Here is a 22,003-nt window from a genome sequence, read left to right on the forward strand (position 1 = left end):
CGAGCAGCAGGACGAGCCAAGCACAGATGCCCGACGCGAACGCCGCCCCGAACCCCGTTCTCGACGACGTGCCGGAGCTGGACGGCCCCGTCGCCATCATCGCCGCCGCCTGCCGCATGCCCGGCGCGCCCGACCCGGCCGCCTTCTGGCGCCGCCTCTTCGAGGGCGAGGATTGCGTCCGCGCCTTCACCCCGGCGGAGCTGGCGGAAGCCGGCATCGACCCTGCCACCGCCGCGCGGCCAGACTATGTCGGGCGCGGCGCCATCCTCGACGATGCCTGCGATTTCGATCCCGCCTTCTTCGGCTATGCCGACCAGGAGGCGCTGGAGATCGACCCGCAGCAGCGCCTCTTCCTCGCCTGCGCGGCCGAGGCGCTGCAGGTGGCAGGCTATGGCGGCCGGGCGCCGCGCGGGAGTGTCGGCGTGTTCGGCGCCGCGCGGATGAGCACCTGGCTGCGTCCGGACCGCGAGATGATGCTGGGCATCGCCGCGCCGCGGAACTTCCAGGCGCTGACCGGCAACGACAAGGACTACCTGGCGACTCGCGTCGCCTACAAGCTGGACCTTTCCGGCCCCGCGCTCACCGTGCAGACGGCCTGCTCCTCCTCCCTCGTCGCCGTGCACATGGCCTGCGAGCAGCTCCGCAGCGGCGCCTGCGACATGGCGCTGGCCGGCGGCGTGGGCATCAGCTTCCCGCAGGCGCTGGGCTACTTCCATCGCGAGGGCATGATCTTCTCGCCGGACGGGCATTGCCGGCCCTTCGCCGCCGATGCGAACGGCACGGGCATTGGCCACGGCTGCGGCGTGGTGCTGCTGAAGCGCCTGGCCGATGCGCTGGCCGATGGCGACGAGGTATGGGCGGTGGTGCTCGGCTCGGCGGCCAACAACGACGGCGCCGCCAAGGCGGGCTTCACGGCGCCGAGCGTGGAGGGGCAGGCCGCGGTCATCGCCGAGGCGCTGGAGATGGCGGAGGCCGACCCGGCGACCATCGGGCTGGTGGAGGCGCATGGCACCGGCACCCCGCTCGGCGACCCGATCGAGGTGGCGGCGCTCACGCGTATCTGGCGCCGCTCCACCGACGCCCGGCAATTCTGCGCCCTCGGCTCGGTGAAATCCAATCTCGGCCATCTCGACACGGCGGCGGGCATCGCCAGCCTGCTGAAGGCGGTGATGGCGCTGCGCCACCGCGTGCTGCCGCCCACCCTGCATGCGGAGGCGCCCAACCCGGCGCTGGAGCTGGCGGACAGCCCCTTCTTCCTGCCCGCCTATGCCCTGCCCTGGGAGGGCGAGGGGCCGCGCCGCGCCGCCGTCAGCTCCTTCGGCATCGGCGGCACCAATTGCCATGTGGTGCTGGAGGAGGCGCCGCGCCGCGCCACCCCGCGCCCGGCGGCGCGGCCCGTCGCGCTTCCCGTGCCGGCGCGCAGCCCGGCGGGGCTCGCGCGCCACGCCGCGCGGCTGGCGGCGCGGCTCGGGGAGGGCGATGTCTGCCCGGCGACGCTGGCGGCGACGCTCGCCCATGCCGGGCCGGAGGCGCGGGGCGGCGCCGCGCGGCAGATGCTGCGGGCCATCGCCACGGCGCCACTGCCGGGCGGCGCGCGCGCGGCGCTGGAGGCCCTTGCGCAGGGCGCCGTGCCCGGCCTCGCGGCGCTGGGCGAGGGCGGGCTCCTGCGCTTCACCGGCGCCACGGAGGAGGCCGCCACCGCCTGGCTGCGGGCGGCCTGGGGCGGCGGCGAGGATCCTTTCGCCCTCGCGGCGCTTCCCGTCCCCGCGGCGCTGCAGCGCTGGCGCGAGCGGGCGGCGGGAGCGCTGCCGCCCTCCGGCCTGCTGCTGCCGCAACTCGCCTTGGTGACCACGCTGCTCGCCCTGCCGGGCGGCGCGGTGGAAGGGGAGGGGGCGGGGGCGCTCGCCGTCGCCCTGGCCCGCGCGGACCTCCCGGAGGCGGCGCTGCTCGCCTGGCTAAACGCGCTGGACCGGGGCGAGGCGCCGCCCCCGACCGGCGATGCCGTGCTGGACGGCTGGGCCGCCGCGCCCCTCGCCCTCAGCGGCGCACCCGCCTGGCCCGCGGCGCCGGGCCTTGCCGTGCATCTCGCCGAGCCCTCGCCCACCGCCTTCCGTCATGGGCTCGAGCTGGCGCTGTGGCAGGCGGGCCTGGGCGAATGCCCGGCGCCCGCCCCGGCGCGCCGCGTCAGCCTGCCGCCAATGCCCTTCGAGGAGCGCCGGCTCTACCGCCCCGTCGCCGGCAGCGGCGCCCCGCCCGATGCCGGGTGGGCGGCGGTGCTGGCGGCGGGCGATGCCGCCGTCGCCGCCATCACCGTGGACGCGGCGCGCGTGCGGCGCGAGCATGCAGCGGTGGCGGCGCTGCACCGCCACCATGTGGCGCAGGCCTTCGGCGCCCTGGGCTGCCTCGGGGACGCGGCGCCGCGCGACCTCGACGCCGTGCTGCGGGAGGGCGGCATCGCCCCTGGCTTCCGCCAGCTCGCCGGCAGGTTGCTGGAGGATCTGGCGGCGGAGGGCGGGGTCTCCCGCGATCCGGATGGCCGCTATCGCGGCCCGCTCCGCCCTGGCGCGCCGCCCGAGGCAGGCGACCTGGTGGCGCCGAGCCTCGCCGGGCTGATCGCCCGCACCGCGCCGCATCTGGATGCCGTCCTGGCCGGGCGCATGAAGCTGGTGAACCTCGTCTTCCCCGAGGGCGACACCTCCGACGCCGCCGATCTCTACGAGAGCCACCATTACAGCCGCCACCTGAACGACATCGCGGCGAAGCTGGCCGGCGCCGTGGCGGGGGCGGCCGGGCGGCGCGTGACGGTGCTGGAGGTGGGGGCCGGCACCGGCGGCACCACCGGCGCCATCCTCGCCGCGCTCGGCCCGCGCCTGGCGCGCTACATCTTCACCGATATCGGGCCGCTCTTCCTCGCCCGTGCCCGGGAGCGCTTCGTCGGCGTAGCGGGCATGGAATTCCGCCCGCTGGACATGCTGCGCGACGTGACCGCGCAGGGCTTCGCCCCCGCCTCCTGCGACCTGATCGTGGCGGCGAACGTGCTGCACAATGCCCCGAGCCTCCCCGGCGTGCTGCGCAACCTCTCCCGCCTGCTGAAGCCGGGCGGCGTGCTGCTGCTGCGCGAGCTGGTGGAGCGCAAGCCGCTCTTCGACCTCGTCTTCGGCGCGCTGGCCCCGGAGGTGGAGGACCACGTGGTGCGCGGCGGCCTCTTCGCCCCGGCGGCCCTGTGGCGCCAGGCGGCGCAGGAGGCGGGCTTCGCCGCCACCGCCAGCTTCCCGGAGGAAGACACGCCCCAGGCGGCGATGGGCGAGGCCATCATCCTCGCCCGCCTGCCGGGGGCCGCCGCCCCGGCGACGGCGGAGGCCGCCCCGCCGCTCTGGGAGGGCGAGGTGGCGCAAGGAACCTCCCCGCTGGGGGCCCTGGTCGAAGCCGCCCGCGCCGCGCTTCTGCTGCCCGGCCGGCTGGAGGAGATGGCCGCTGCCGCCATGCCGCCCGTCGGCGCGCCCCTGGCGCTGCGGCGGGAGGGCAGCGTCCTGCGGCTGGACTCGGGCGGCACCCTTGTCGCCCGGGCGCGTCTCGGCGCGCCGGGCGCGGAGCTGCCGGCGGTGGCGCGCTGGCTCGGCCCGACGCCACGCGGCCTGGGCGCCCTGCTGGAGGAGCTTGGCGCCCCGGCCGCCGCCCTCACCGTCGCGGCCCTGCCCGGCGAGGCGCCGCTGCATCTCGCGGCGGTGGCAGGGGGCGGGCTGGCGCTGGTGGGGGAAGGGGCGGAATTCCCCCTGGCCTGGGCCAGCCCCGCCCCGGCGCGGCTGATGCTGCCGGCGGCCCCGGAAGCCCTGCCGCTGCTCGCCGCCGCGCGCTGGGAGGCGGTGCCGGCCACCGCGGCGCCCCTCTCCGAGGCGAGCCGCCTGGTCGGCCCGCCGGGCGGCGCGCTGACCGAGGCGCTGCTCGCCGCCGGCCGGGATTGCGTCCTGCTCGACGGGGTGCCCGAGGCGCTGCCCGGTGGGGCCTCCACCCTGCTCCTGGCCGATGATTTCATCGCCGACGCCGGGGCCGCCCCGGCCGAGCGGCTGCGGCCGCTCCACAACGCCCTCGCCGCCCTGGCCCGCGCCGCCCGCCGCGCCGGGCCCGATGCCCGCGCCATGATCGTCACCCGCCAGGCCCTGGCCCTGCCCGGCGAGGCGGTGGAACGGCCGCTCGCCGCCCTGGCCCATGGCATGGGCCTCGCCCTGGCGCGGGAGAATGTCGCGCTGCCCATCGCGGTGCTGGATACCGACCTCGCCCCGGCGAGCCTTGCCCGCCTGCTCGCCCCGCCCGCCGCGCTGCGCGGCGCCGCCGCCTTCGGCGCGCTGCGGCGCGGCCAGGGTTTCCGCCGCCGCTTCGCGGCGCTGCCCGTGCGGGAGGATGCCGCCTGGTCCTTGCCGGAGGGCGGCACGGTGGCGCTGACGGGGGGCCTCTCCCGGCTAGGCCGGGTGGTGCTGGGCTGGCTCGGCGCGCAGGGGGTGCGCGACGTCACCCTCTTCCTGCACCGCAGCCCGGACGCGGCGGAGGCGGCGGCGCTGGCGGCATTGCGCGCGGCCCATGGCATGGAATTCCGGCTGCTGCCCGGCATCGACTGCGCCGACCCCGCCGCCATCGCCCGCGGCTTCAGCGCGCTGGAGGCGGCGGGTGCCGCGCCACGCGCCGTGTTCCACCTGGCCGGCATCGTGCGGGACGGGCTGGTGGAGCAGCAGAGCTGGGAGGCGGCCGGGCCGGTGCTGGCGGTGAAGCTCAATGCCGCCGCCGCGATCCTGGAGGCGCTCCGCCCGCATCCCGGCGCACGGGCCGTGTTCTTCTCCTCCCTCGCCGCAGCGCTCGGCCCGCCCGGCGAGGGCGCCCATGCTGGCGCGAATGCCGCGCTGGAGGCGATGGCCGGCGCGGCGCGGAGCCAGGGCATCGCCGCCACCGCCATCGCCTGGGATTACTGGCGCGAGGCGCTGCGGGAGGAGCACCAGCCCCTCGCCGCCCGCTTCGCCACCGCCGGCCTTTCCAACGCCGCGGGGCTCGCAGCGCTCGGCGCAGCCCTGGCCCAGGGGGAGGCGGCGATCGTCGCGGCCGACCCGGCGGCGCTCGCCCTGCTGGCGGGCGCGCCCGCCGCCGGGGTGGCGGCGGATACCCCGGCGGCGGGGCAGGAGGATGTGCTGGCCTGGCTGCGCGGCGCGGTGGCGAAGCTGGTGGGGCGCCCGCCCGGGGAGGTCGATCCTGGGGCGGGGCTGATCCAGCTCGGCATCGACTCCCTGATGTTCCTCGATCTCGGCGAGCGCGCCGCGCGCGAGCTCGGCGTGACGCTCAGCGCCGAGGCGGCGCTGGGCGCGGAGAGCCTGGCGGAGCTTGCCGCCCTGCTCGAGCGGGAGCGGGCGGGGCGATGAGCGGCACCCCCGGCACCCCCGGCGCCCCGCTGCGCCTCGCGGTCTGCGGCACGCGCTTCGGCGAGACCTACCTCAAGGCCCTGCGGGACGGCGTGCCGGGCCTCGTCCTCGCCGGCCTCCTGGCCCGCGGAGGCGAGCGCTCCCGGCGGCTGGCGGCGGCGCTGGGCGTGCCGCTCTGGCTGGACACCCGCGAGGCCGCGGCGGCGAGCGACGCCGTGGCGGTGGTGGTGCGGGCCGGCGCCATGGGCGGGCGCGGCACGGCGCTGGCCGAGGCCTTCTTGGCAGCCGGCCTGCCGGTGCTGATGGAGCATCCGCTGCATCCCGTGGAGATGGTGCGGCTGCTGGAGCTGGCAGCGCGGCGCGGGGTGCCCTTCCACGTCAACAGCGTCTATCCGCATCTGCCGGCACCGCGCGGCTTCATCCGTGCGGTGCAGGCGTGGCACGCGGGCGCGGCGCCCGACCGGCCGGCCTATGCCGAGGCGACGACGAGCCGGCAGCTCCTCTACTCCACCCTCGACATGCTGGGCCGGGCCCTGGGCGGGCTGGGGGAGCTGTGGCTGGAACGCGGCGGCGGCCATGCCGGGCAGCCCTTCACGGCGCTGGAGGGCGAGCTGGGCGGGCTGCCCTTCTCGCTGCGCCTGCAGAGCTATCTCGACCCGGCCGATCTCGACCACCATTCCCTGGTCATGCACCGCATGGCCGTGGGCGGCGCCGAGGGCAGCATCGCTCTGGCCAGCAGCTTCGGCCCGGTGCTGCGCAGCCGCCCGCTCTACATGCCGGGCTATGCCGAAAGCGAAACCTCCCTGCTGCTGCCGGGCGGCGAGCCCGCGGCGGCGCTGCCCTTCCTCGATGCGCCGCTGCTGGCGGTGGAGGCCGGCGCGGCGCTGACCGGGCGCGAGGCGGTGCGGGAGGCGCTGCCCGGGGCCGTCGCCATCGCCCTGGCGGAATTCGCCGCCGCGGTGCGCGGGGGGCCGGCGCCCGCGGGCCAGACGCCGGAATTCCTGACCCTGCTGGCGCGCGCCTGGCTGCTGGCCGGGCAGAAGGCCGGCGCGCCCGCCTGCCGGCCGCTGCGGCCGCCGCCGCCCCCTGCGGCGGTCGGCCTCCACGCCAGGGAGGCGGTCCATGCCGGCGGCTGAGGAAAGGCTGCGCCGCAATGCCCGGATCTATGCCGAGCTCGACCGGGCGCTGGCGGCGCGCGGCATGGCCGGGCAGGCCCTGTTCCTCAATTGGGGCTATGCCGCCGCGCCGGAGGAAAGCGAAGCGGCGCTGGAACCGCCGCCGCATGTGCCGCAGCGCGCGCAGTGGCGCCTGGTGCTGGAGGCGTTGGGCGGTCTCGACCCCTCCGGGCAGGAGGTGCTGGATGTCGGCTGCGGCAGGGGCGGCGCCCTGGTGGTGCTGGCGCGGCTGTTCCGCTGCCGCTCCCTTGCCGGCCTCGATATCGGCGCCGCCAACATCGCCCATTGCCGCGCCCTGCCGGAGCTGGCCGGGGCGCGTTTCCAGCAGGGCGATGCCTGCCGCCTGCCCTATGGCGATGGCAGCTTCGACCTCGTGCTGAACATCGAGAGCTCCTGCGCCTATCCGGATTTCCCGGGCTTCCTGCGCCATGTCCATCGCGTGCTGCGGCCGGGCGGGCATTTCGTCTTCGTGGATCTCGTCCCGGCGGCGGCGCGCGAGGCGCTGCACGCGCTGCTCGCCGCGCGGGGCTTCGAGATGCTGCGCGCACGGGACGTGACGGCGGCGGTGCTGCGTGCGCGGGCGGCGGCGGCGGCGGCGGAGGATGCCGTCTTCGCCGGGATCGCCGCCGCCGCGCCGGAGACGGCCGGCTTCCTCGACACCTACCGGGCGGGGCCGGAGACGCCGCTGCACCGCGCCATGCGGCAGGGCGCGGTGCGCTACGTGATCCACCATCTGCGGCGGGGGGAGGCGGCGGCGGAGGAGACGCTGCCCGCCATGCCGGACCGTGGCGCGCTGCTGCAGGCGCTGCTGCGGGAACTGGCAGGGGAGGGGCGGGCATGAGCGCCGATCCCTGGTTCCCCTATGCGCCGGAGGCGGCGGAGACCCTCCTCGTCTGCTTCCCCTTCGCCGGGGGCTCCGCTGCCTTCTACCGCCCCTGGATGGCGCCGGCGCGGGCGCTGGGCCTGGCGCTGCTGCCGGTGGAGCTGCCCGGGCGCGGCTTTAGGCGGCAGGAGGCGCCGCTGCGCACGGCGGGGGCGCTGATGGCGGCGCTGGGCCCCGCGCTGCGCCGCCGGCTGGACCGGCCTTTCCTGCTGTTCGGCCATTCCCTGGGCGCCCTGCTGGCCTTCGAGGCGGCGCGGCATCTGCGCCGGCGCTACGCGCTGCTGCCCGCCGCCCTGGCCGTGTCCGGGCGCCACCCGCCGCATCTCGGCCGCGACCCCACCGGCTTCCGCCACGCCCTGCCGCCGCCGGAATTCCTGCAGGCGCTGCAGGGGCTGAACGGGACGGCGCCCGAGCTGCTCACCCATCCCGAATTCATGGCCCTGGCCGAACCCGCCCTGCGCGCCGACTTCGCCATGACCGAGCTTTACGCCTATGCGCCCGACGCGCCGCTGGACTGCCCGCTGCTGGCGCTGACGGGGGAGGCGGATCCGGAAGTCTCCGTGCAGGAAATGGCGGGCTGGGCGCGGCATGGCGCAGCCGGCTTCCGCCTGGTGACGCGGCCGGGCGACCATTTCTACCTGCGCGACCAGGCGGCGGAGGTGCTTGCGCAATTGCGCCTGGCTGCCCTCCGGCCCGTCCCCCTGCAACCCGCGCCGGCCTGACCGTGCCCGACTCGCTGCCCAGTCGCGATCCAGGCACGGAGGTCGCGGCCCGCGCACCGCGCCGCCGGCGGCTGCTGCTGCTTTTGCTTCCCGCCCTCGCCGCCGCCTGGGTCCTGGCGCGCCCGGCCCGGCTGCCGCCGCCCCCGCCCGCCACGGTCCGGCCGGCCGCGCCGCCCGCCCTCACCGTCGTCGCGGCGCGCGCCGAGCCGCGGCGCGTGCCGCGGCTCGTCCCGGCGGACGGGCCGGTGGTTGCCTGGCAGGAGCTGCGCCTCGGCATGGAGATCGACGGGCTGCGGGTGCGCGAGGTGCTGGTGGAGGAAGGCCAGGCGGTGGAGGCCGGCCAGCTCCTGGCGCGGCTGGACGATGCCGTGCTCGCCGCGCAGCACGCCAGGGCCGCGGCGCTGGTGGAAGAGGCCCAGGCCACCCTGGTCCTGGCGCGCGTCGAACTCGCGCGTACCCGCTCCCTCATCGCCACCCACACCGCCGCGCGGCAGGCGCTGGAGCAGCGCGAGGCCGATCTGACGCGGGCCGAGGCGCGGCTCGTCTCGCTGCGCGCCGAGCGCGACGAGGTGGCCGCCAGGCTGGCCCAGACGCGCATCCGGGCGCCCGATTCCGGCATCGTGCTGAGCCGCGACATCCTGCCCGGCAGCGTCTCCGTGGCCGGCCAGACCGCCTTCCGCCTGCTGCGCCAGGGGCGGGTGGAGATGGAGGCACGGGTGCAGGAGATGGACCTCGCCTCGGTACAGGCAGGCCAGCCCGTCGCGGTGCGGCATGGCAGCCGGCAGGTGGAGGGCAGGGTGCGCCTCGTCGCGCCGCTGCTGCCCGGGCAGGCGCGGCTCGGCATCGTCTATGTGAGCCTGCCGCCGGGCTCCGGCCTCAGCCCCGGCATGTTCGTCCTGGCCGAGATCGCCACGGGCGTCGCCGATCTCCTAGCCGTGCCGCAGGAAGCCGTGGTCTTCCGCGACGGCGCGGCCGGGGTCTTCGTGCTGGTTGGCGAGCATGTGGCGCTGCGGCGCGTGACGCTCGGCCCTAGGCTTGCCGATGGGGCGCTGGCGGTGGCGGCGGGCCTTGCCCCGGGCGAGGCCGTGGTGGGGGTGGGGGCCGGCTTCCTCGCCGATGGCGACCGCGTGCGCCTCGCCGCGGAGGCGCCGCGGTGACGGGCGAGCACGGCAACATCTCCGCCTGGGCCATCCGGAGCCCGGTGCCGACGGCGGTGCTGTTCCTGCTGCTGGGCCTCGCCGGCCTCGCCGCCTGGCCGCTGCTCCGCGTCAACAACATGCCGGATGTGGATCTGCCCGTCGTCACGGTGACGGTGGCGCAGCCCGGCCTGGCCCCGACGGAGCTGGAGGCGCAGGTGACGCGGCGCGTGGAGGACGCGCTCTCCGGCATCACCGAGGTGCGCCACATCTACTCCACGGTCACCGACGGGCTCTCCACCACCATCGTGGAATTCCGCCTGGGCAAGAACATCGACCAGGCGACCAACGACGTCCGCGACCATGTCGGCGAGATCCGCGCCCAGCTTCCGGCCGATATCAGCGAGCCGGTCATCCGGCGGATGGAGGCCACGGGCGGCGCCATCCTCACCTACACGGCGGCGGCCCCCGGGCTTTCCCCCGCCGCGCTGAGCTGGTTCATCGACGACACCGTGGCCAAGGCGCTGCTCGCCGCGCCGGGCGTCGCCGCGGTGACGCGCATCGGCGGCGCCGACCGGGAGATCCGCGTGGCGCTGCGGCCAGACCGCCTGCTGGCCTTCGGCATCACCGCGGGCCAGGTGAGCGCGCAGCTCCGGCTGGAGAACGTCAACCTGCCGGGCGGCCGGATGACGCTGGGCGAGGCGGAGCAATCGCTGCGCGCCCTCGGCTCCGCCGCCACGGTCGAGGCGCTGCGGGCACGCCGCATCGTATTGCCGGACGGGCGCTCCCTGCGGCTCGATGCGCTGGCCGAGGTGAGCGATGGCACGGCGGAGCTGCGCACCGCCGCGCGGCTGGACGGGCTGCCCGTCGTGGCCTTCGAGGTGAGCCGCAGCCGCGGCTCCTCCGAGCTTGCCGTGGCGGCGCAGGTCGAGGAGCGGCTGGACGCGCTGGGCGCCGCGCATCCCGGCGTCGAATTCCATCGCGTCGCCGCCACGGTGACCGACGTGCAGAGCGGCTATGATGCGGCGCTGGAGGCGCTGCTGGTGGGCGCGCTCCTCGCCATGCTGGTGGTATGGCTGTTCCTGCGCGACTGGCCGGCCACTTGGATCGCGGCGCTGGCCATGCCGCTTTCCCTGCTGCCCACCTTCGGCGTGATCTGGCTGGCCGGCTTCTCGCTCAACAGCGTCACCCTGCTGGGCCTCACCCTGGTGGTGGGGGTGCTGGTGGACGACGCGATCGTCGAGATCGAGAACATGGTGCGGCACCTCCAGGCGGCGCCGGAACGGGGGCCGCGCGCCGCCGCCTTCGCCGCCTCGGCCGAAATCGGCCTGGCCGTCATCGCCACCACCGCGACCATTCTCGCCGTCTTCGTGCCGGTGGCCTTCATGCCGGGCGTGGCCGGGCGGTTCTTCCGGGAATTCGGCCTCACCGTGGCCACCGCCGTTGCCTTCTCGCTGCTCGTGGCGCGGCTGCTGACGCCGCTGCTCGCCGCGCATTGCCTGCGCGCGGCGCCGCGCCAGGCGCGGGAGGCAGGCAGGGTCCGGCGCGCGGCCCTCGCCGCCCTTCGCTGGGCGCTGCGCCATCGCGCCCTCACGATTCTGGCGGCCCTGGCGCTGATGGGCGCCAGCCTCGCTTTGCTGCCCCTCGTCCCGCGCGACTTCATGCCGAGCCCGGATCGCGGCCGTTCCGTCCTGGCGCTGGAAATGCCGCCGGGCACCACGCTGCGCGGCACGGCGGCGGCGGTTCGGGAGGCGGAGGCAATCCTGCGCGCGCGGCCGGAGGTGGCCTCGGTCTTCGTCTCCCTCGGCACCACCATCAGCGGCAATGCGGGACTCGGCGCCGCCACGAAGACGGGCGAGCCGCGCATGGCGAATTTCATCGTAACCCTGAAGCCGCGCGCCGAGCGGAGATCGACGCAGCAGCACTTCGAGGCCGCGGTACGGCCCGCCCTGTCGCGCATCCCCGGTGCGCGCATCCGGTTCGGCGCGGATGGCCAAAGCGGGGCGCGGCTGCTGGTGACGCTGGCGGGCACCGATCCCGCCGCGCTCGCCGCCGCCGGGCGCGAGCTGGAGCGGCAGATGCGCGGCCTGCCGCGCCTGGCGGGGGTGCGCTCGGCCGCGAGCCTGGAGCGGCCGGAGCTGCAGATCCTGCCCCTGGAGGCGCGCGCCGCCGAGGCCGGCGTCTCCACCGCCGCCATCGCGACGGCGGCGCGCATCGGCACGATCGGCGACGTGAACCAGAGCCTCGGGCGCTTCGACCTGCCGGGGCGGCAGATCTACATCCGCACCATGCTGGACGAGGCGGCGCGCCACCGGCTGGAGGCGCTGCGCCTGCTGCGCGTGGAAAGCCGCGCCGGCCCGGCCGTGCCGCTCGGCAATGTGGCCGAGATCCGCGCCGGCAGCGGGCCCGCCAGCATCGTGCGGCTGGATCGGCGGCGGCAGGTGACGGTGGAGGTGGAGCTCGGCACCCTGGCCTTGGGAGAGGCGCTGGAGATGGTGAACGCGCTGCCCATCCTGCGCGACCTGCCGCCGGGCATCGAGCGGCGCGAGATCGGCGATGCCGAGACCATGCGGGAGCTGTTCGGGGGGTTCGCCGCCGCCCTCGCCGCGGGCGTGCTGCTGGTCTACCTCGTCCTGGTGCTGCTGTTCGGCGGCGTGCTGCAGCCGATCACCATCATGGTGGCGCTGCCGCTCTCGCTCAGCGGCGCCCTGCTCGCCCTGCTGGGCACGCAGCGGCCCTTCAGCATCTCGGCGGTGATCGGCGTGCTGATGCTGATGGGGATCGTGGCGAAGAATTCCATCCTCCTGGTGGAATACGCCATCCTGGCACGGCGGGAGCGCGGCGTCGGGCGCGACGAGGCGGTGCTGGAGGCGGTGCGCAAGCGTGCCCGCCCGGTCATCATGACCACCATCGCCATGGTGGCGGGCATGGCGCATATCGCGGCCGGGATCGGCGCCGATTCCGAGTTCCGGGCGCCGATGGCCATCGTGGTCATCGGCGGGCTCGTCACCTCCACCCTGCTCAGCCTGGTGGTGGTGCCGGTGGTCTATTCCTGCCTCGACGAAGCGGGGGACTGGATCGCGCGGCGGCGGCGCCGCGCAGGCGGGTCCGATCCGAGGCTTTCCGGCCCCTTGGCCGGCGGTGATCTTCGGCCGCGCCATTGAGCGGGAGCGCAACGGCGTCGCATGGATCCGGCGGACGCGGCCTAAATCACCTGGTACCGCGCCCGCGCCGCGCGCTCGATGGCGCCGGCGATCAGCCGGTCCAGGTCCAGCGCCAGGCGGAATTCCTGCAGGAATTGCAGCTCCGCCTGGGTCGCCTCGCCATCCGCCGCCGCCACCTCGCAGGCCAGGAGATAGGCGGTCTCGCGCAGCCGCGGCGGCAAGGCGTCGCGGATCAGGGTGCAGGCGCGGTCCAGCCCGTCCTCCCGCTCCAGCAGCTTCAGGCAGGTCTCGGTCACGCTGGCGATGCCGCTCGGGTGGAAATCGCCGAAGACCGGCAGCTCCTGCACCAGCCGAGACATCATCCCCAGCTCGGCATCGGACATCTGCCGGTCCGAGGCGCCCATCAGCACCATGGCGCAGACCAGCGCTTCCTGCGCGTTGAATCGGGTATTGGGCATGGGGGCCTCGCTTTCCGCCGTCAGGTCGCTTGCCCAGCGCGCGGCGTCAACTCGCGGTTCCGTCAGAGAGGAAGGCGCGGGTCTCCGCCACCGCCTCCGCCAGCCCCACCCGGCGAGGCTGCACCCCAGGCGGCAGCCCGGCCAGCAGGCGGGAAGGGCAGGAACGATCCAGCAGGACGAACACTCCCTTGTCATCCGCCCGGCGGATCAGCCGGCCGAAAGCCTGGCGCAGCCGATGGCGGGCCAGGGCGTCGTCATAGCCCTTGGGGTCGCCGCCCGAGAGATGGATCCGCCTTTCCCGGTGCAGGATGGAGGGGCGCGGCCAGGGCACCCTATCGAAGACCAGCAGGCGGAGGGACCGGCCGGGGACGTCCACCCCGTCCCGCATGGCGTCTGTGCCCAGCAGGCAGGCATCCTCCTCCGCCCGGAAGACATCCACCAGGGTGGCGTTGTCCATGGCATCCACATGCTGGGCGAAGAGTGGGATGCCGGCCTGTTCCAGCCCCTGCGCCATGTGGTGGTGGCAGTCCCGCAGCCTCCGGATGGCGGTGAAGAGGCCGAGCGCGCCGCCGCCCGAGGCCAGGAACAGCGCCTGCATCGCCGCCGCCACCTGGCCCGGCCGGCCGCGCTCCACATCCGTCACCACGAAGGCGCGGGTACGGGCGGCGTAGTCGAAGGGCGAGGCCAGGGCGGCGCGGATGGCCGGGGAAGGCAGGTGGCTGGCACCGGTGCGGGCCTCGGCGGTGTTCCAGACGGCGTCCGGCTCCTCCGTCAGCCCGGCGTCGCCCAGCCGGTCGAGCAAGGTGGCGGAGGTGATGAGCAGCCCATGCGCCGGCGCCGCGACGTTCAGCGCGAAGGGGGTGGTGGGGTCCAGCCAGTGGCGGTGCAGGCCGGCATCCACCTCCCGCCCGTCGCGCCTTGTCACGGCCAGCCAATCGACGAATTCCCGGCGCTCCCCGGGCGTGGGGGGCGGAGCGGCGAGGGTGCGGAGCATGGATTGCCAGGCCTTCAGCGGCAGCAGGGCGCGGCGTTCGATCCCGCGGGCAGCGGTTTCCAGGCGGATGCGGTCGCTGGTCTCCAGCTCCGAGACATCATCCTCCAGCCGGGCCTGCAGCCGGTCCCGCAGGGTGGCCAGCGGTTCCTCCAGCCGCTTCAGGGCGCGTTCCAGCGCCTCGGCGGCCTCGGCGATGCCCTCGCCCAGCGGGTGCAGGTCGCATTGCTGGTCATAGAGGCCGTCATCCTCTTCCGCCCGGGCCAGCACCTGGCGACGGGCGGCGCGGAGGAAGACCTCGGTGGGGTTGGCCAGGCGCTCCGCGGCGGCCTCGCTGACGGGCTGGCGGGGCTCCTCCGAAAGCCGGCTGGACCAGCCGAGGCCGGGCAGGGCGCGGGCGGCCTGCAACGCCGCCTCCATGGGCGGCAGCAGGTCCGGCAGGTCGCCGGCGAGTTCCTCGATGCGGCGGCGGAGGCCGCGGGCGCGGCTGCGGCCGCCCTCGGCGCCCAGCAGCCAGCGGCGCAATTCCGCTGTCTCGGCGCCAGTGACGGCGGCGCTGAAGGCGGCATCCGCGGCGTCGAACAGGTGGTGGCCCTCATCGAAGACGTAGCGGACCGGGCGGCCATCCTCGCCGCCGCCCAGCGCCGCCTGGACCATGACCAAGGCATGGTTGGCCACCACCAGCGTCGCGGTGCGGGCGCGGCGGATGGAATGCTCGACGAAGCATTGCTTGTAGCGGGGGCAGGCGGAGCGGATGCATTCGCCCCGCCGGTCGGCCAGCGGCCAAAGGGCTTGCGGCCCGTGCAATTCCGCGATCCAGCCAGGGAAATCGCCGCCCAGCAGATCGCCGTCCCGCGTCGCCAGCGCCCAGCGGGCGACGAGGCCGAGCGGCACCGCCATGTCCGGCTGGCTGGCCTGGCCCAGCATCTCCTCCAGATTCAGCAGGCAGAGGTAATTCTCCCGCCCCTTGCGCACCACCACGCGGCGGCGGCGCTCCTCCGGCTCCGGGTAGAGGCGGCCGAGCTCCTGGTCGATCTGACGCTGCAAATTGCGGGTGAAGGTGGAGATCCAGACCGGCGCGCCGTTGCGCTCCGCCCAGAGGGAGGCGGGGGCGATGTAGCCCAGCGTCTTGCCGGTGCCGGTGCCGGCCTCGGCGAGGACCAGGCGGGGCTGGCCCCGGTCGTCGCGCGGGGCGAAGGCGCCGGCGGCGGCGGAGGCGAAATCCGCCTGCTGCGGCCGCTGCTCCGCGCCTTCGCCGAGGATCTGGCCAAGGCGCTGGCGGGCTTCCGCCGGGGAGACGTCGAAGCTGGCGGGGGGCTGGGCCGGGCCGGGATCCTCCCACTCCGGCAGGCGGCGCCAGACCCTGTGGGCGTCGAGCGAGGGCTTTTCCGGGTCCCGGCCCAGGGCGGCGAGCACGGCGGGCGTCCAGGGCCAGCCGGCGGCCTGCTCCATCTGCGCGGCGAGGATGCCGGCATCCCGGTTCAGCGGCGTGTTGCGGCCCTGCGCCAGGTGGCGCAGCAGGGCGGTGGCGAGCTCCGGCAGCAGGGCGGCGGCGGCGGCATCGTCGCGCGGCGGGTCGAAGCCCAGCGCCATGGCCAGGCCGCGCGGGGTAGGGGCGGCAAGCTGGGCGGGGCGGCAGAAGGCGAAGAGGTCCAGCAGGTCGAAGGTGGCCTCGAAGCGGGGCAGGTCCAGGCGGCGGGCGGTGGCGGGGGCATGGACCAGCAGGGGCGGGGGGTGGTCGGCCAGGGCACGGGGCAGGGCAGCCGAGGGCAGCTCCAGTAACTCCCCATCGGGCGTCAGCAGGGTGGCGCGGCCATGGCCGGCGACCAGGGCCGGGGCATCGGGCAGCAGCAAACGGGGGGTTGGCATTGCCCGGCAGCCTAGCAGGGTAGGAACCGCTTCGCATTGAGGAGGGCTCCGCCCTCCTCAAACTCCACCCGCCAGGGCCGAAGAGCCCTTGGAACCCTTGAGTTTTGCGGTAGAACCGCCGCGCCTGGACTCATGGTTCCCAAAGGCCCTTCGGCCTTTGGTGGGGGGAGCCCGAGGGGGCGCGCGCCGTAAGGCACGCCTTACGGCGCGACGCCCCTCTCGGACGATGGTGCCACATGCCCGATGCCCGCTATCTCATCCTCAATTGCGACGATCTCGGCGCCAGCCATGCCGCGAATTGCGCCATTCACCGTGCCCTGACCCAGGGTGTCGCCACCAGCGCCTCGCTGATGGTCCCCTGCCCCTGGGCGCCGGAGGCGGCGCTGCTGTGCCGCGGCCATCCGCTGGGCATCCACCTCACCTTCACCAGCGAGTACCCGGCCTACCGCTGGCGCCCGCTGACCGCCGGCGCCTCCCTGCGCGACGCCGAGGGCTACTGCCACCCCACCACGGCGGCAGCGGTCGCCGCGCTGGACGCCGCCGAGGCCCGCGCCGAAGGGGCGGCGCAGATCGCCACCGCCCTCGCCTGGGGCGTCGACGTCACGCATCTGGACCTGCACATGAACGTGCTGCAGGGGCGGGACGATCTGTTCGAGGTGTATCTCGACCTCGCTTTGGCCTATCGCCTGCCGGTGCGCCTCCTGGGCGAGGCGGAGGCCGCGATCGCCGGCGCGGCGGCCCGGGCCCGCGCTGCCGCGCGCGGCGTGCTGAGCAACGACCACATGCTCTACCCCTGGCCGCGCCCCACGGCCGAGGTGCTGCGCGACGCCCTGCCGCATCTCCGCCCCGGCATCACCGAAATCTTCGCCCATCCGGTGGAGGACGGGCCGGAGCTGCGCGCCTATTCCCCCCGCTTCGCCGAGCTGCGCGCCGCCGACGCCGCCGGCATGCTGGACCCCGCCTTGCCTGCGCTGCTGGACGCGGCCGGCATCGTCCGCATCAGCTACCGGGTGCTGCGGGACCGGATGCGGGCAGGCTGAGGCGCGGCAGCGCCGTCTGCCCCAGCACCCAGCCTTCCCAGTGCCTTATCCAGGGATCCTCCGGCACGAAATCCGGCCTTGCCCCGTCCAGCACGCCGATCAGGCCGAGCAGGCCGATCAGCGAGTCGAAGCGGTCCTCCCCTGCCGCATCCGCGCCGAAGCCGGCCGCGATGGCCGCCGCCAGCGCCGCGCCCGGCACTACGCGACGCGCCGCCATCGCCTCCCGCAGCGCCGCTGCCAGCGCCTGGCGAGGCCCCTGGGCGCGCTTGCTGCCCGCCAGCTTCAGGCCGCAATGGCGCAGCGCCTCCGCCGGATAGACCTCCGCCAGCACCGCCACCCCCGGCGCCAGCAGTGCGTGCAGCCCGCCCTGAAAGGGCCAGAGGCGCACCGGCGCGCCCGAGGCCAGCGCCGGCACCAGCCAGTCCCGCCACGCTGCGATCGCCGCCTTGCCGGATTGGTTGGCGCCCAGGGTCCAGAACAGCGGCGCGCCGGCCGGGCGCTCCGCCGTCGCCCGGTCGCACCAGCGGGACAGCCCCTCCGCGCCGGCGAAGCCCAGCGCGGCGGCATGGGCAGCGCGCGTCATCCCCCGCAGGCCGCGCGCCGGGTAGAAGGGGCTGGCGGCGCACACCGTCTCCAGCCCCGCATTCACCGCGAAGAATTCCGGCCGCGCCGCCAGCCCGGCGAGGAATTCCGGAAACCCCGCCTCCGCCCGTCCCGCCGCATAGGCGCGCGGCAGGCCCAGCGGCAGATCGAGGCCGAGCGCCACCGGCGCCCCTGCCGCCAGCAGCGCCGGCAGCAGGGTGGCCACCTCGCCCACCGGCCGCGGCGCCTCCGCGCGCCAGATGCCGCCCTCGCGCCGCGCCAGGCTCAGCCAGCGCTTGCGCGGGTCGATGCTCCAATCGGCATGGGCGGCGATCAGATCGGGCAGGGCTCGGCCGGGCTGTGGCAGCATGCGGGACATTGGGGGGAGGGCAGGATGCAGAGCTACAACCCGGTTGCGAAGTGGTTCCACTGGATCACGGTGGCGCTGATGGCGGTGGCGCTGCCGGTGGGCTTCGTCATCCAGCACATCACGGAGGCGCAGGAGGGCGCCACCAAGATGGTGTTCTACGCCATCCATGAATCCGCCGGGGTGACGCTGTTCCTGGTGGTGCTGCTGCGCCTGCTCTGGCGGCTGAGCCACAAGGCGCCGCCCCTGCCGGCGAGCATCCCGGCGCCGCTGCGCCTGGCGGCGAATACCGTGCACCACGCGCTCTACGCGCTGCTGCTGGTGCAGCCGCTGCTCGGCTTCTTCGCCACCAACGCCTGGGGTTTTCCGCTGCAGGGCCAGACCGCCTATCTGGGCTTCATCGAGCTGCCGAAATTCATGGACGCGAATGAGGACCTCGCCGGGCAGTTGCAGGCGCTGCATACGATCGGCGGCTGGACCATCCTGGTGCTGCTCGTCCTGCATATCGGCGGCGTGGTGTTCCACCAGGCCGTCAGGCGGGACGGGCTGTTGCTGCGCATGGTGTAGCGCCGCCCCGAGGCTGCCCGCCGCCCCGGCGGCGGTAGGGGCGGCGCAGCTCGCGGAGCCGCGTCTCTTCGGCGCGCCCGCTGTCCTCGCGTGCCTCGCCGCTCCGTGCCGAACGCAGCGCCCGCGCCCTTTCAGGGCCGCCGCGGCAGGCTGCGCAGCGCGCAAAGCCGCGCCTCTGTCGGCGCCGCCCGCTGTCCTTGGGTGCCTTGCGGCCCCGCAAGGCGTAGCGCCCGCGCCCCTTCCGAGGCCGCCGCGGCAGGCTGCGCACTGCCCGCAAGGCGGCCCGTCCCGGGACCTCTCATGGCGCTGCCCATGCGGGCGCCGCGCAGCGGCGCCTCGCGGGGATCGCTAGTGTCCCGATGCTGAAGTCCTGCGGACTTCGTTCTCGGGCCACCAGCTTTGTTTTCAGTGTCCTGCCCGCTGCGTTCGCTGGAAATCCAGCGAACTTTGCGGGCAGGACACTAGATCGGCTTCTGCGCCTTCTCCAGCAGCCGGGAGAAGAAGCCGGGCTTCTTCCCCGCCTCCTTCGCCGGGACGGCCGTCTTCGCCGCCGCGGTGCGCTCCGCCTCCGCCTCCTTCGCCTTCTGGTCGAGCCAGCGCTCGAGGCTCATGCCCGCGCGAGCAGCGCGTTTCGCCTCATAGGCGCGCTGCCCCTCGCTCATCTTACGGTGATCCATGGGAACTCCTACGCGGCGCCAGATGTGGCGGAGCCGGGGCGGCAGGGCAAGCAGAGCTTGCCAGCGGGCGCGCCGGGCGGTTCCTATGCCCGCATGGAACCTCGCGTGAAAGCCGGAATCTGGGTTTCGATGGCGCTGCGCCTGGCCGATATCGCCGGCCGCAGCGGCGCCGTGCTGCGCAAGGGAGACCCGGATTCCGGCGGGATTCTCTGCGTCCTACGCGGTCGCGACGGGCTGCTGGTGCTGAGCCAGGTGCGCGACGCGGAAGGCCGCCCCGCCTGGATGCGCGGCACGGGCGAGGCGCCCGTCAATCAGGAAGCCGCCGACGCCTATGTGGACCGGCAGGTGCGACGGGACCCCGATCTATGGATCGTGGAATTCGACGCCCCCGATCTGCAACCCCCGTTTGAGGGGAAAGTATTGTAACACAACTCGTTGTCACGCTATCGCAATCTTGTGTATCCGCCCCTACGCGCCCGTGAGGTGCGTCTTTCTATCCCTGTGGTTTCAATCCCCCCTGTTCCAAGGCCGGGCGCGGAACGTCCGGGCGAAGGCGACGTTTTCACGCAACCCTATTTCCGGAGGCTTCATGGCATCCCCCCGCCCAATCCTGATTGTCGAGGACGATGCCGCGCTGCGCGCGACCCTCGCGGAGCAGCTTTCCCTGGATGGCGACTTCACCGCCGATGAGGCGGAAAGCGCGAAGGAAGCGGAGCTCAAGCTGGCACATGCGGATGCCCGCTACGACGCCATCCTGCTGGATATCGGCCTGCCGGACGGCGACGGCCGGGATTTTTGCGCCAAGCTGCGGCGGGATGGGCGGCGCATGCCGGTCATCATGCTGACCGGCAAGGACCAGGAGCAGGACGTGATCAAGGGCCTCGATGCCGGGGCGAATGACTACATCGCCAAGCCCTTTCGTCTGCACGAATTGCTGGCCCGGGTCCGCGCCCAGCTTCGCGTCTTCGATAATTCGGAGGACGCGGTCTTCATCATCGGCCCTTACCTGTTCCGTCCGGCCGCCCGGATGCTGCTGGAAGCGTCCCGGAACCGCAAGGTCCGGCTGACCGACAAGGAAAGCAACATCCTGAAGTATCTCTACCGGGCCGGCGGCCGGCCGGTGCCGCGGCAGATCCTGCTGAACGAGGTGTGGGGCTACAACAGCGCCGTCACCACCCATACGCTGGAGACGCATATCTACCGGCTGCGGCAGAAGATCGAGCCGGATCCGGCCAATACGAGGCTGCTGGTGACCGAGGGCGGCGGCTACAAGCTGAACCCCCTGGCCGACGCGGCCTGATCCCTGCCGGGCGCGGCGGGGGCCGTGCCCGGTTGTGCCTGGCGATTTTTCCTGGCCCTTGTCCCCTGGGATGGCAGTGGAGAAACTGCCCGCCCTGACCCCGGGGGAACGCCGATGCCCATCGTCTACGAAAAGCTGCTCAACTACCCGATCCCGGAGATCCGCCAGGCGCTCCGCTGGCAGGATGTGGCGCTGTATAATTTCAGCGTCGGCCTCGGCCAGGACCCGATGGATGAGCAGCAGCTCGATTTTCTCTACGAGCCCCGGCTGAAGGTCATGCCCTCCATGCCGGTGGTGCTCGGCGCGCCGGGCTTCTGGTCCCGCAACCCGGATACCGGCATCGACTGGGTGAAGATCGTGCATGGCGAACAGGGGTTGGTGCTGCACCGGCCCCTGCCGACCGAGGGCGAGATCATCGGCCGCTCCCGCATCACCGGGCTGGTGGACCGGGGCCCTGGCAAGGGCGCGCTGATGTATTCGGAGCGCGAGATCATCGATGCGGCGAGCGGCGCGGTGCTGGCCACCGCCACCTCCACCAGCTTCCTGCGCGGCGATGGCGGCTTCGGCGGGCCGGACGGCCCGGTGAAGCGGCCGCATCCGGAGCCGGAGCGGGCGCCGGACCTGTCGCTCGACCTCGCCACGCGGCCGGAGCAGGCGCTGGTCTACCGGCTGAACAGCGACCTGAACCCGCTGCATATCGACCCGGCCATCGCCAGGGCGGCCGGCTTCCCGCGGCCGATCCTGCACGGGCTCTGCACTTTCGGCACGGTCTGCCACGCCCTGCTGCGCACGCTCTGCGGCTATGACACGGCACGGTTCGGGCGGATGGATCTGCGCTTCTCCTCCCCGGTCTTCCCCGGGGAGACCATCCGGACCGAGATCTGGCATGAGGAAGGCGGCGCCGCCTTCCGCGCCCTTGTGGTGGAGCGGGACAAGGTGGTGGTGAGCAACGGCCTGTTCCGCTTCGCCTGATGCGCGGGGCGATGACCGGCGGGGCCGCGGCGCCGGCAGATGGACCGGCCGCCCTGGCCTGGGATGGCGGCCCGGTGGTGGTCTTCGATACGGAGACCACCGGCACCGGCTTCGGCGACCGCGTCGTCTCCCTGGGCGCGGTGCGGCTGGATGCGGCGCTGGCGCCGGAGGCGACGCTGCATCTCGCCTTCGCCCCCGGCATTCCCTGCCATTGGGGCGCGGCCCGGGTGCATGGCATGTCCGACGCCTTCCTGGCGCTGCACCCGCCCTTCGCCCTGCATGCGGCGGAGATTGCGGCGTTCTTCGCCGGCGCCATGGGCTGCGCCCATAACCTGGCCTTCGACCGGCGCATGCTGGGCGGGGAATTCGAAAGGCTGTATCTGCCGATCCCCTGGGGTGGCGAGCTCTGTACCCTCCGGGCCTGGCGCCGGGCGCGGCCCGGCGGCCGCGCCGGCCTGGCCCATGCCGCCGCGGCATGCGGCCTGGCACGGGAAGGCATGTTTCACGGCGCGCTGGAGGATGCATGGCTGGCCGTGCAGATTTTGCGTGCCCTGCACGGCCTGCCGCCGGCGATGATGCACCTGCACGGCATCACCAACGGGCCCGGGGAGTGCTGAGGCGGGCACGCTGTCCGGCCCGCCGCGGCGGGCTCCCTGGCCGCGCCACCTTTCGTCGCGGCCCGAAGGATTCCGCGCCGG

16 protein-coding genes are annotated in these 22,003 nt (G+C 74.6%); 12 read left to right on the forward strand and 4 right to left on the reverse strand.

What is annotated here, in order from left to right; all coding sequences use genetic code 11:
* The first annotated feature begins 26 nt into the window (after positions 1-26).
* The 6 genes from E5N76_RS30960 to E5N76_RS06920 all read left to right on the forward strand — a co-directional run bounded on the left by E5N76_RS30960 (position 27) and on the right by E5N76_RS06920 (position 12,482).
* Positions 27-5,402 (forward strand): beta-ketoacyl synthase N-terminal-like domain-containing protein, encoded by a 5,376-nt coding sequence (locus E5N76_RS30960; RefSeq protein ID WP_149536557.1) that lies wholly within the window; start codon positions 27-29, stop codon positions 5,400-5,402.
* Complete coding sequence (locus E5N76_RS06900; RefSeq protein WP_149536558.1) at positions 5,399-6,538, forward strand: Gfo/Idh/MocA family oxidoreductase; 1,140 nt, start codon at positions 5,399-5,401, stop codon at positions 6,536-6,538. Before E5N76_RS30960 ends, E5N76_RS06900 begins: the two co-directional genes overlap by 4 nt.
* Positions 6,525-7,418 carry a class I SAM-dependent methyltransferase gene (locus E5N76_RS06905; protein WP_149536559.1) on the forward strand — a complete coding sequence of 298 codons (894 nt, stop codon included), beginning with the start codon at positions 6,525-6,527 and terminating at the stop codon, positions 7,416-7,418. The genes E5N76_RS06900 and E5N76_RS06905 overlap by 14 nt, the downstream gene beginning before the upstream one ends.
* On the forward strand, positions 7,415-8,182 hold the full coding sequence (locus E5N76_RS06910) for a thioesterase II family protein (protein WP_149536560.1): 768 nt from the start codon (positions 7,415-7,417) through the stop codon (positions 8,180-8,182). The genes E5N76_RS06905 and E5N76_RS06910 overlap by 4 nt, the downstream gene beginning before the upstream one ends.
* An 83-nt stretch (positions 8,183-8,265) precedes the next feature.
* On the forward strand, positions 8,266-9,339 hold the full coding sequence (locus E5N76_RS06915; protein WP_187830026.1) for an efflux RND transporter periplasmic adaptor subunit: 1,074 nt from the start codon (positions 8,266-8,268) through the stop codon (positions 9,337-9,339).
* The gene (locus E5N76_RS06920) at positions 9,336-12,482 is read left to right on the forward strand and encodes an efflux RND transporter permease subunit (RefSeq protein ID WP_149536562.1); all 3,147 of its coding nucleotides are present in this window, start codon (positions 9,336-9,338) and stop codon (positions 12,480-12,482) included. Before E5N76_RS06915 ends, E5N76_RS06920 begins: the two co-directional genes overlap by 4 nt.
* Before the next feature lie 41 nt (positions 12,483-12,523).
* Here E5N76_RS06920 and E5N76_RS06925 read toward each other — a convergent pair whose 3' ends face one another.
* Positions 12,524-12,940 carry a tellurite resistance TerB family protein gene (locus tag E5N76_RS06925; RefSeq protein ID WP_149536563.1) on the reverse strand — a complete coding sequence of 139 codons (417 nt, stop codon included), beginning with the start codon at positions 12,938-12,940 and terminating at the stop codon, positions 12,524-12,526.
* A gap of 46 nt (positions 12,941-12,986) precedes the next feature.
* A complete protein-coding gene (locus tag E5N76_RS06930) occupies positions 12,987-15,800 on the reverse strand; it encodes an ATP-dependent DNA helicase (protein ID WP_149536564.1) in 2,814 nt (937 codons plus the stop codon).
* 236 nt (positions 15,801-16,036) lie between these two features.
* Here E5N76_RS06930 and E5N76_RS06935 point away from each other — a divergent pair, with 236 nt between their 5' ends.
* Positions 16,037-16,840: a ChbG/HpnK family deacetylase gene (locus E5N76_RS06935; protein ID WP_149536565.1), complete on the forward strand. Its 804-nt coding sequence runs from the start codon at positions 16,037-16,039 to the stop codon at positions 16,838-16,840.
* Here the strand turns inward: E5N76_RS06935 and E5N76_RS06940 are convergent.
* A complete protein-coding gene (locus E5N76_RS06940; protein WP_235907599.1) occupies positions 16,800-17,792 on the reverse strand; it encodes a hypothetical protein in 993 nt (330 codons plus the stop codon). The two genes, E5N76_RS06935 and E5N76_RS06940, sit on opposite strands and share 41 nt — an antisense overlap.
* Before the next feature lie 24 nt (positions 17,793-17,816).
* Here E5N76_RS06940 and E5N76_RS06945 point away from each other — a divergent pair, with 24 nt between their 5' ends.
* Positions 17,817-18,356 (forward strand): cytochrome b, encoded by a 540-nt coding sequence (locus E5N76_RS06945; RefSeq protein WP_187830027.1) that lies wholly within the window; start codon positions 17,817-17,819, stop codon positions 18,354-18,356.
* Positions 18,357-18,817: 461 nt separating this feature from the next.
* Here E5N76_RS06945 and E5N76_RS06950 read toward each other — a convergent pair whose 3' ends face one another.
* Entirely contained in the window at positions 18,818-19,033 is a 216-nt protein-coding gene (locus tag E5N76_RS06950) for a hypothetical protein (protein ID WP_149536568.1), read from the reverse strand.
* Between the two features lie 93 nt (positions 19,034-19,126).
* Here E5N76_RS06950 and E5N76_RS06955 point away from each other — a divergent pair, with 93 nt between their 5' ends.
* The 4 genes from E5N76_RS06955 (at position 19,127) to E5N76_RS06970 (ending at position 21,922) form a co-directional block, all read left to right on the forward strand.
* Positions 19,127-19,459, forward strand: a complete 333-nt coding sequence (locus E5N76_RS06955) for a DUF1491 family protein (RefSeq protein ID WP_149536569.1) — start codon at positions 19,127-19,129, stop codon at positions 19,457-19,459.
* A gap of 163 nt (positions 19,460-19,622) precedes the next feature.
* Complete coding sequence (locus E5N76_RS06960) at positions 19,623-20,333, forward strand: response regulator transcription factor (protein WP_149536570.1); 711 nt, start codon at positions 19,623-19,625, stop codon at positions 20,331-20,333.
* A gap of 114 nt (positions 20,334-20,447) precedes the next feature.
* Entirely contained in the window at positions 20,448-21,305 is an 858-nt protein-coding gene (locus E5N76_RS06965; RefSeq protein WP_149536571.1) for a MaoC family dehydratase, read from the forward strand.
* Positions 21,305-21,922 carry a 3'-5' exonuclease gene (locus E5N76_RS06970; RefSeq protein WP_149536572.1) on the forward strand — a complete coding sequence of 206 codons (618 nt, stop codon included), beginning with the start codon at positions 21,305-21,307 and terminating at the stop codon, positions 21,920-21,922. The genes E5N76_RS06965 and E5N76_RS06970 overlap by 1 nt, the downstream gene beginning before the upstream one ends.
* The last annotated feature ends 81 nt before the right edge of the window (positions 21,923-22,003 follow it).

It is taken from the genome of Siccirubricoccus phaeus, assembly GCF_008360935.1.
GTDB lineage: Bacteria > Pseudomonadota > Alphaproteobacteria > Acetobacterales > Acetobacteraceae > Siccirubricoccus > Siccirubricoccus phaeus.

Bases quoted from the DNA above. Each gene is read 5' to 3' on its own strand.
- E5N76_RS30960 (WP_149536557.1), top strand. From the start codon at position 27: ATGCCCGACGCGAACGCCGCCCCGAACCCCGTTCTCGACGACGTGCCG.
- E5N76_RS06900 (WP_149536558.1), top strand. From the start codon at position 5,399: ATGAGCGGCACCCCCGGCACCCCCGGCGCCCCGCTGCGCCTCGCGGTC.
- E5N76_RS06940 (WP_235907599.1), bottom strand. From the start codon at position 17,792: ATGCTGCCACAGCCCGGCCGAGCCCTGCCCGATCTGATCGCCGCCCAT.
- E5N76_RS06945 (WP_187830027.1), top strand. From the start codon at position 17,817: ATGCAGAGCTACAACCCGGTTGCGAAGTGGTTCCACTGGATCACGGTG.
- E5N76_RS06925 (WP_149536563.1), bottom strand. From the start codon at position 12,940: ATGCCCAATACCCGATTCAACGCGCAGGAAGCGCTGGTCTGCGCCATG.
- E5N76_RS06950 (WP_149536568.1), bottom strand. From the start codon at position 19,033: ATGGATCACCGTAAGATGAGCGAGGGGCAGCGCGCCTATGAGGCGAAA.
- E5N76_RS06960 (WP_149536570.1), top strand. From the start codon at position 19,623: ATGGCATCCCCCCGCCCAATCCTGATTGTCGAGGACGATGCCGCGCTG.
- E5N76_RS06955 (WP_149536569.1), top strand. From the start codon at position 19,127: ATGGAACCTCGCGTGAAAGCCGGAATCTGGGTTTCGATGGCGCTGCGC.
- E5N76_RS06970 (WP_149536572.1), top strand. From the start codon at position 21,305: ATGCGCGGGGCGATGACCGGCGGGGCCGCGGCGCCGGCAGATGGACCG.
- E5N76_RS06935 (WP_149536565.1), top strand. From the start codon at position 16,037: ATGCCCGATGCCCGCTATCTCATCCTCAATTGCGACGATCTCGGCGCC.
- E5N76_RS06910 (WP_149536560.1), top strand. From the start codon at position 7,415: ATGAGCGCCGATCCCTGGTTCCCCTATGCGCCGGAGGCGGCGGAGACC.
- E5N76_RS06905 (WP_149536559.1), top strand. From the start codon at position 6,525: ATGCCGGCGGCTGAGGAAAGGCTGCGCCGCAATGCCCGGATCTATGCC.
- E5N76_RS06930 (WP_149536564.1), bottom strand. From the start codon at position 15,800: ATGCCAACCCCCCGTTTGCTGCTGCCCGATGCCCCGGCCCTGGTCGCC.
- E5N76_RS06965 (WP_149536571.1), top strand. From the start codon at position 20,448: ATGCCCATCGTCTACGAAAAGCTGCTCAACTACCCGATCCCGGAGATC.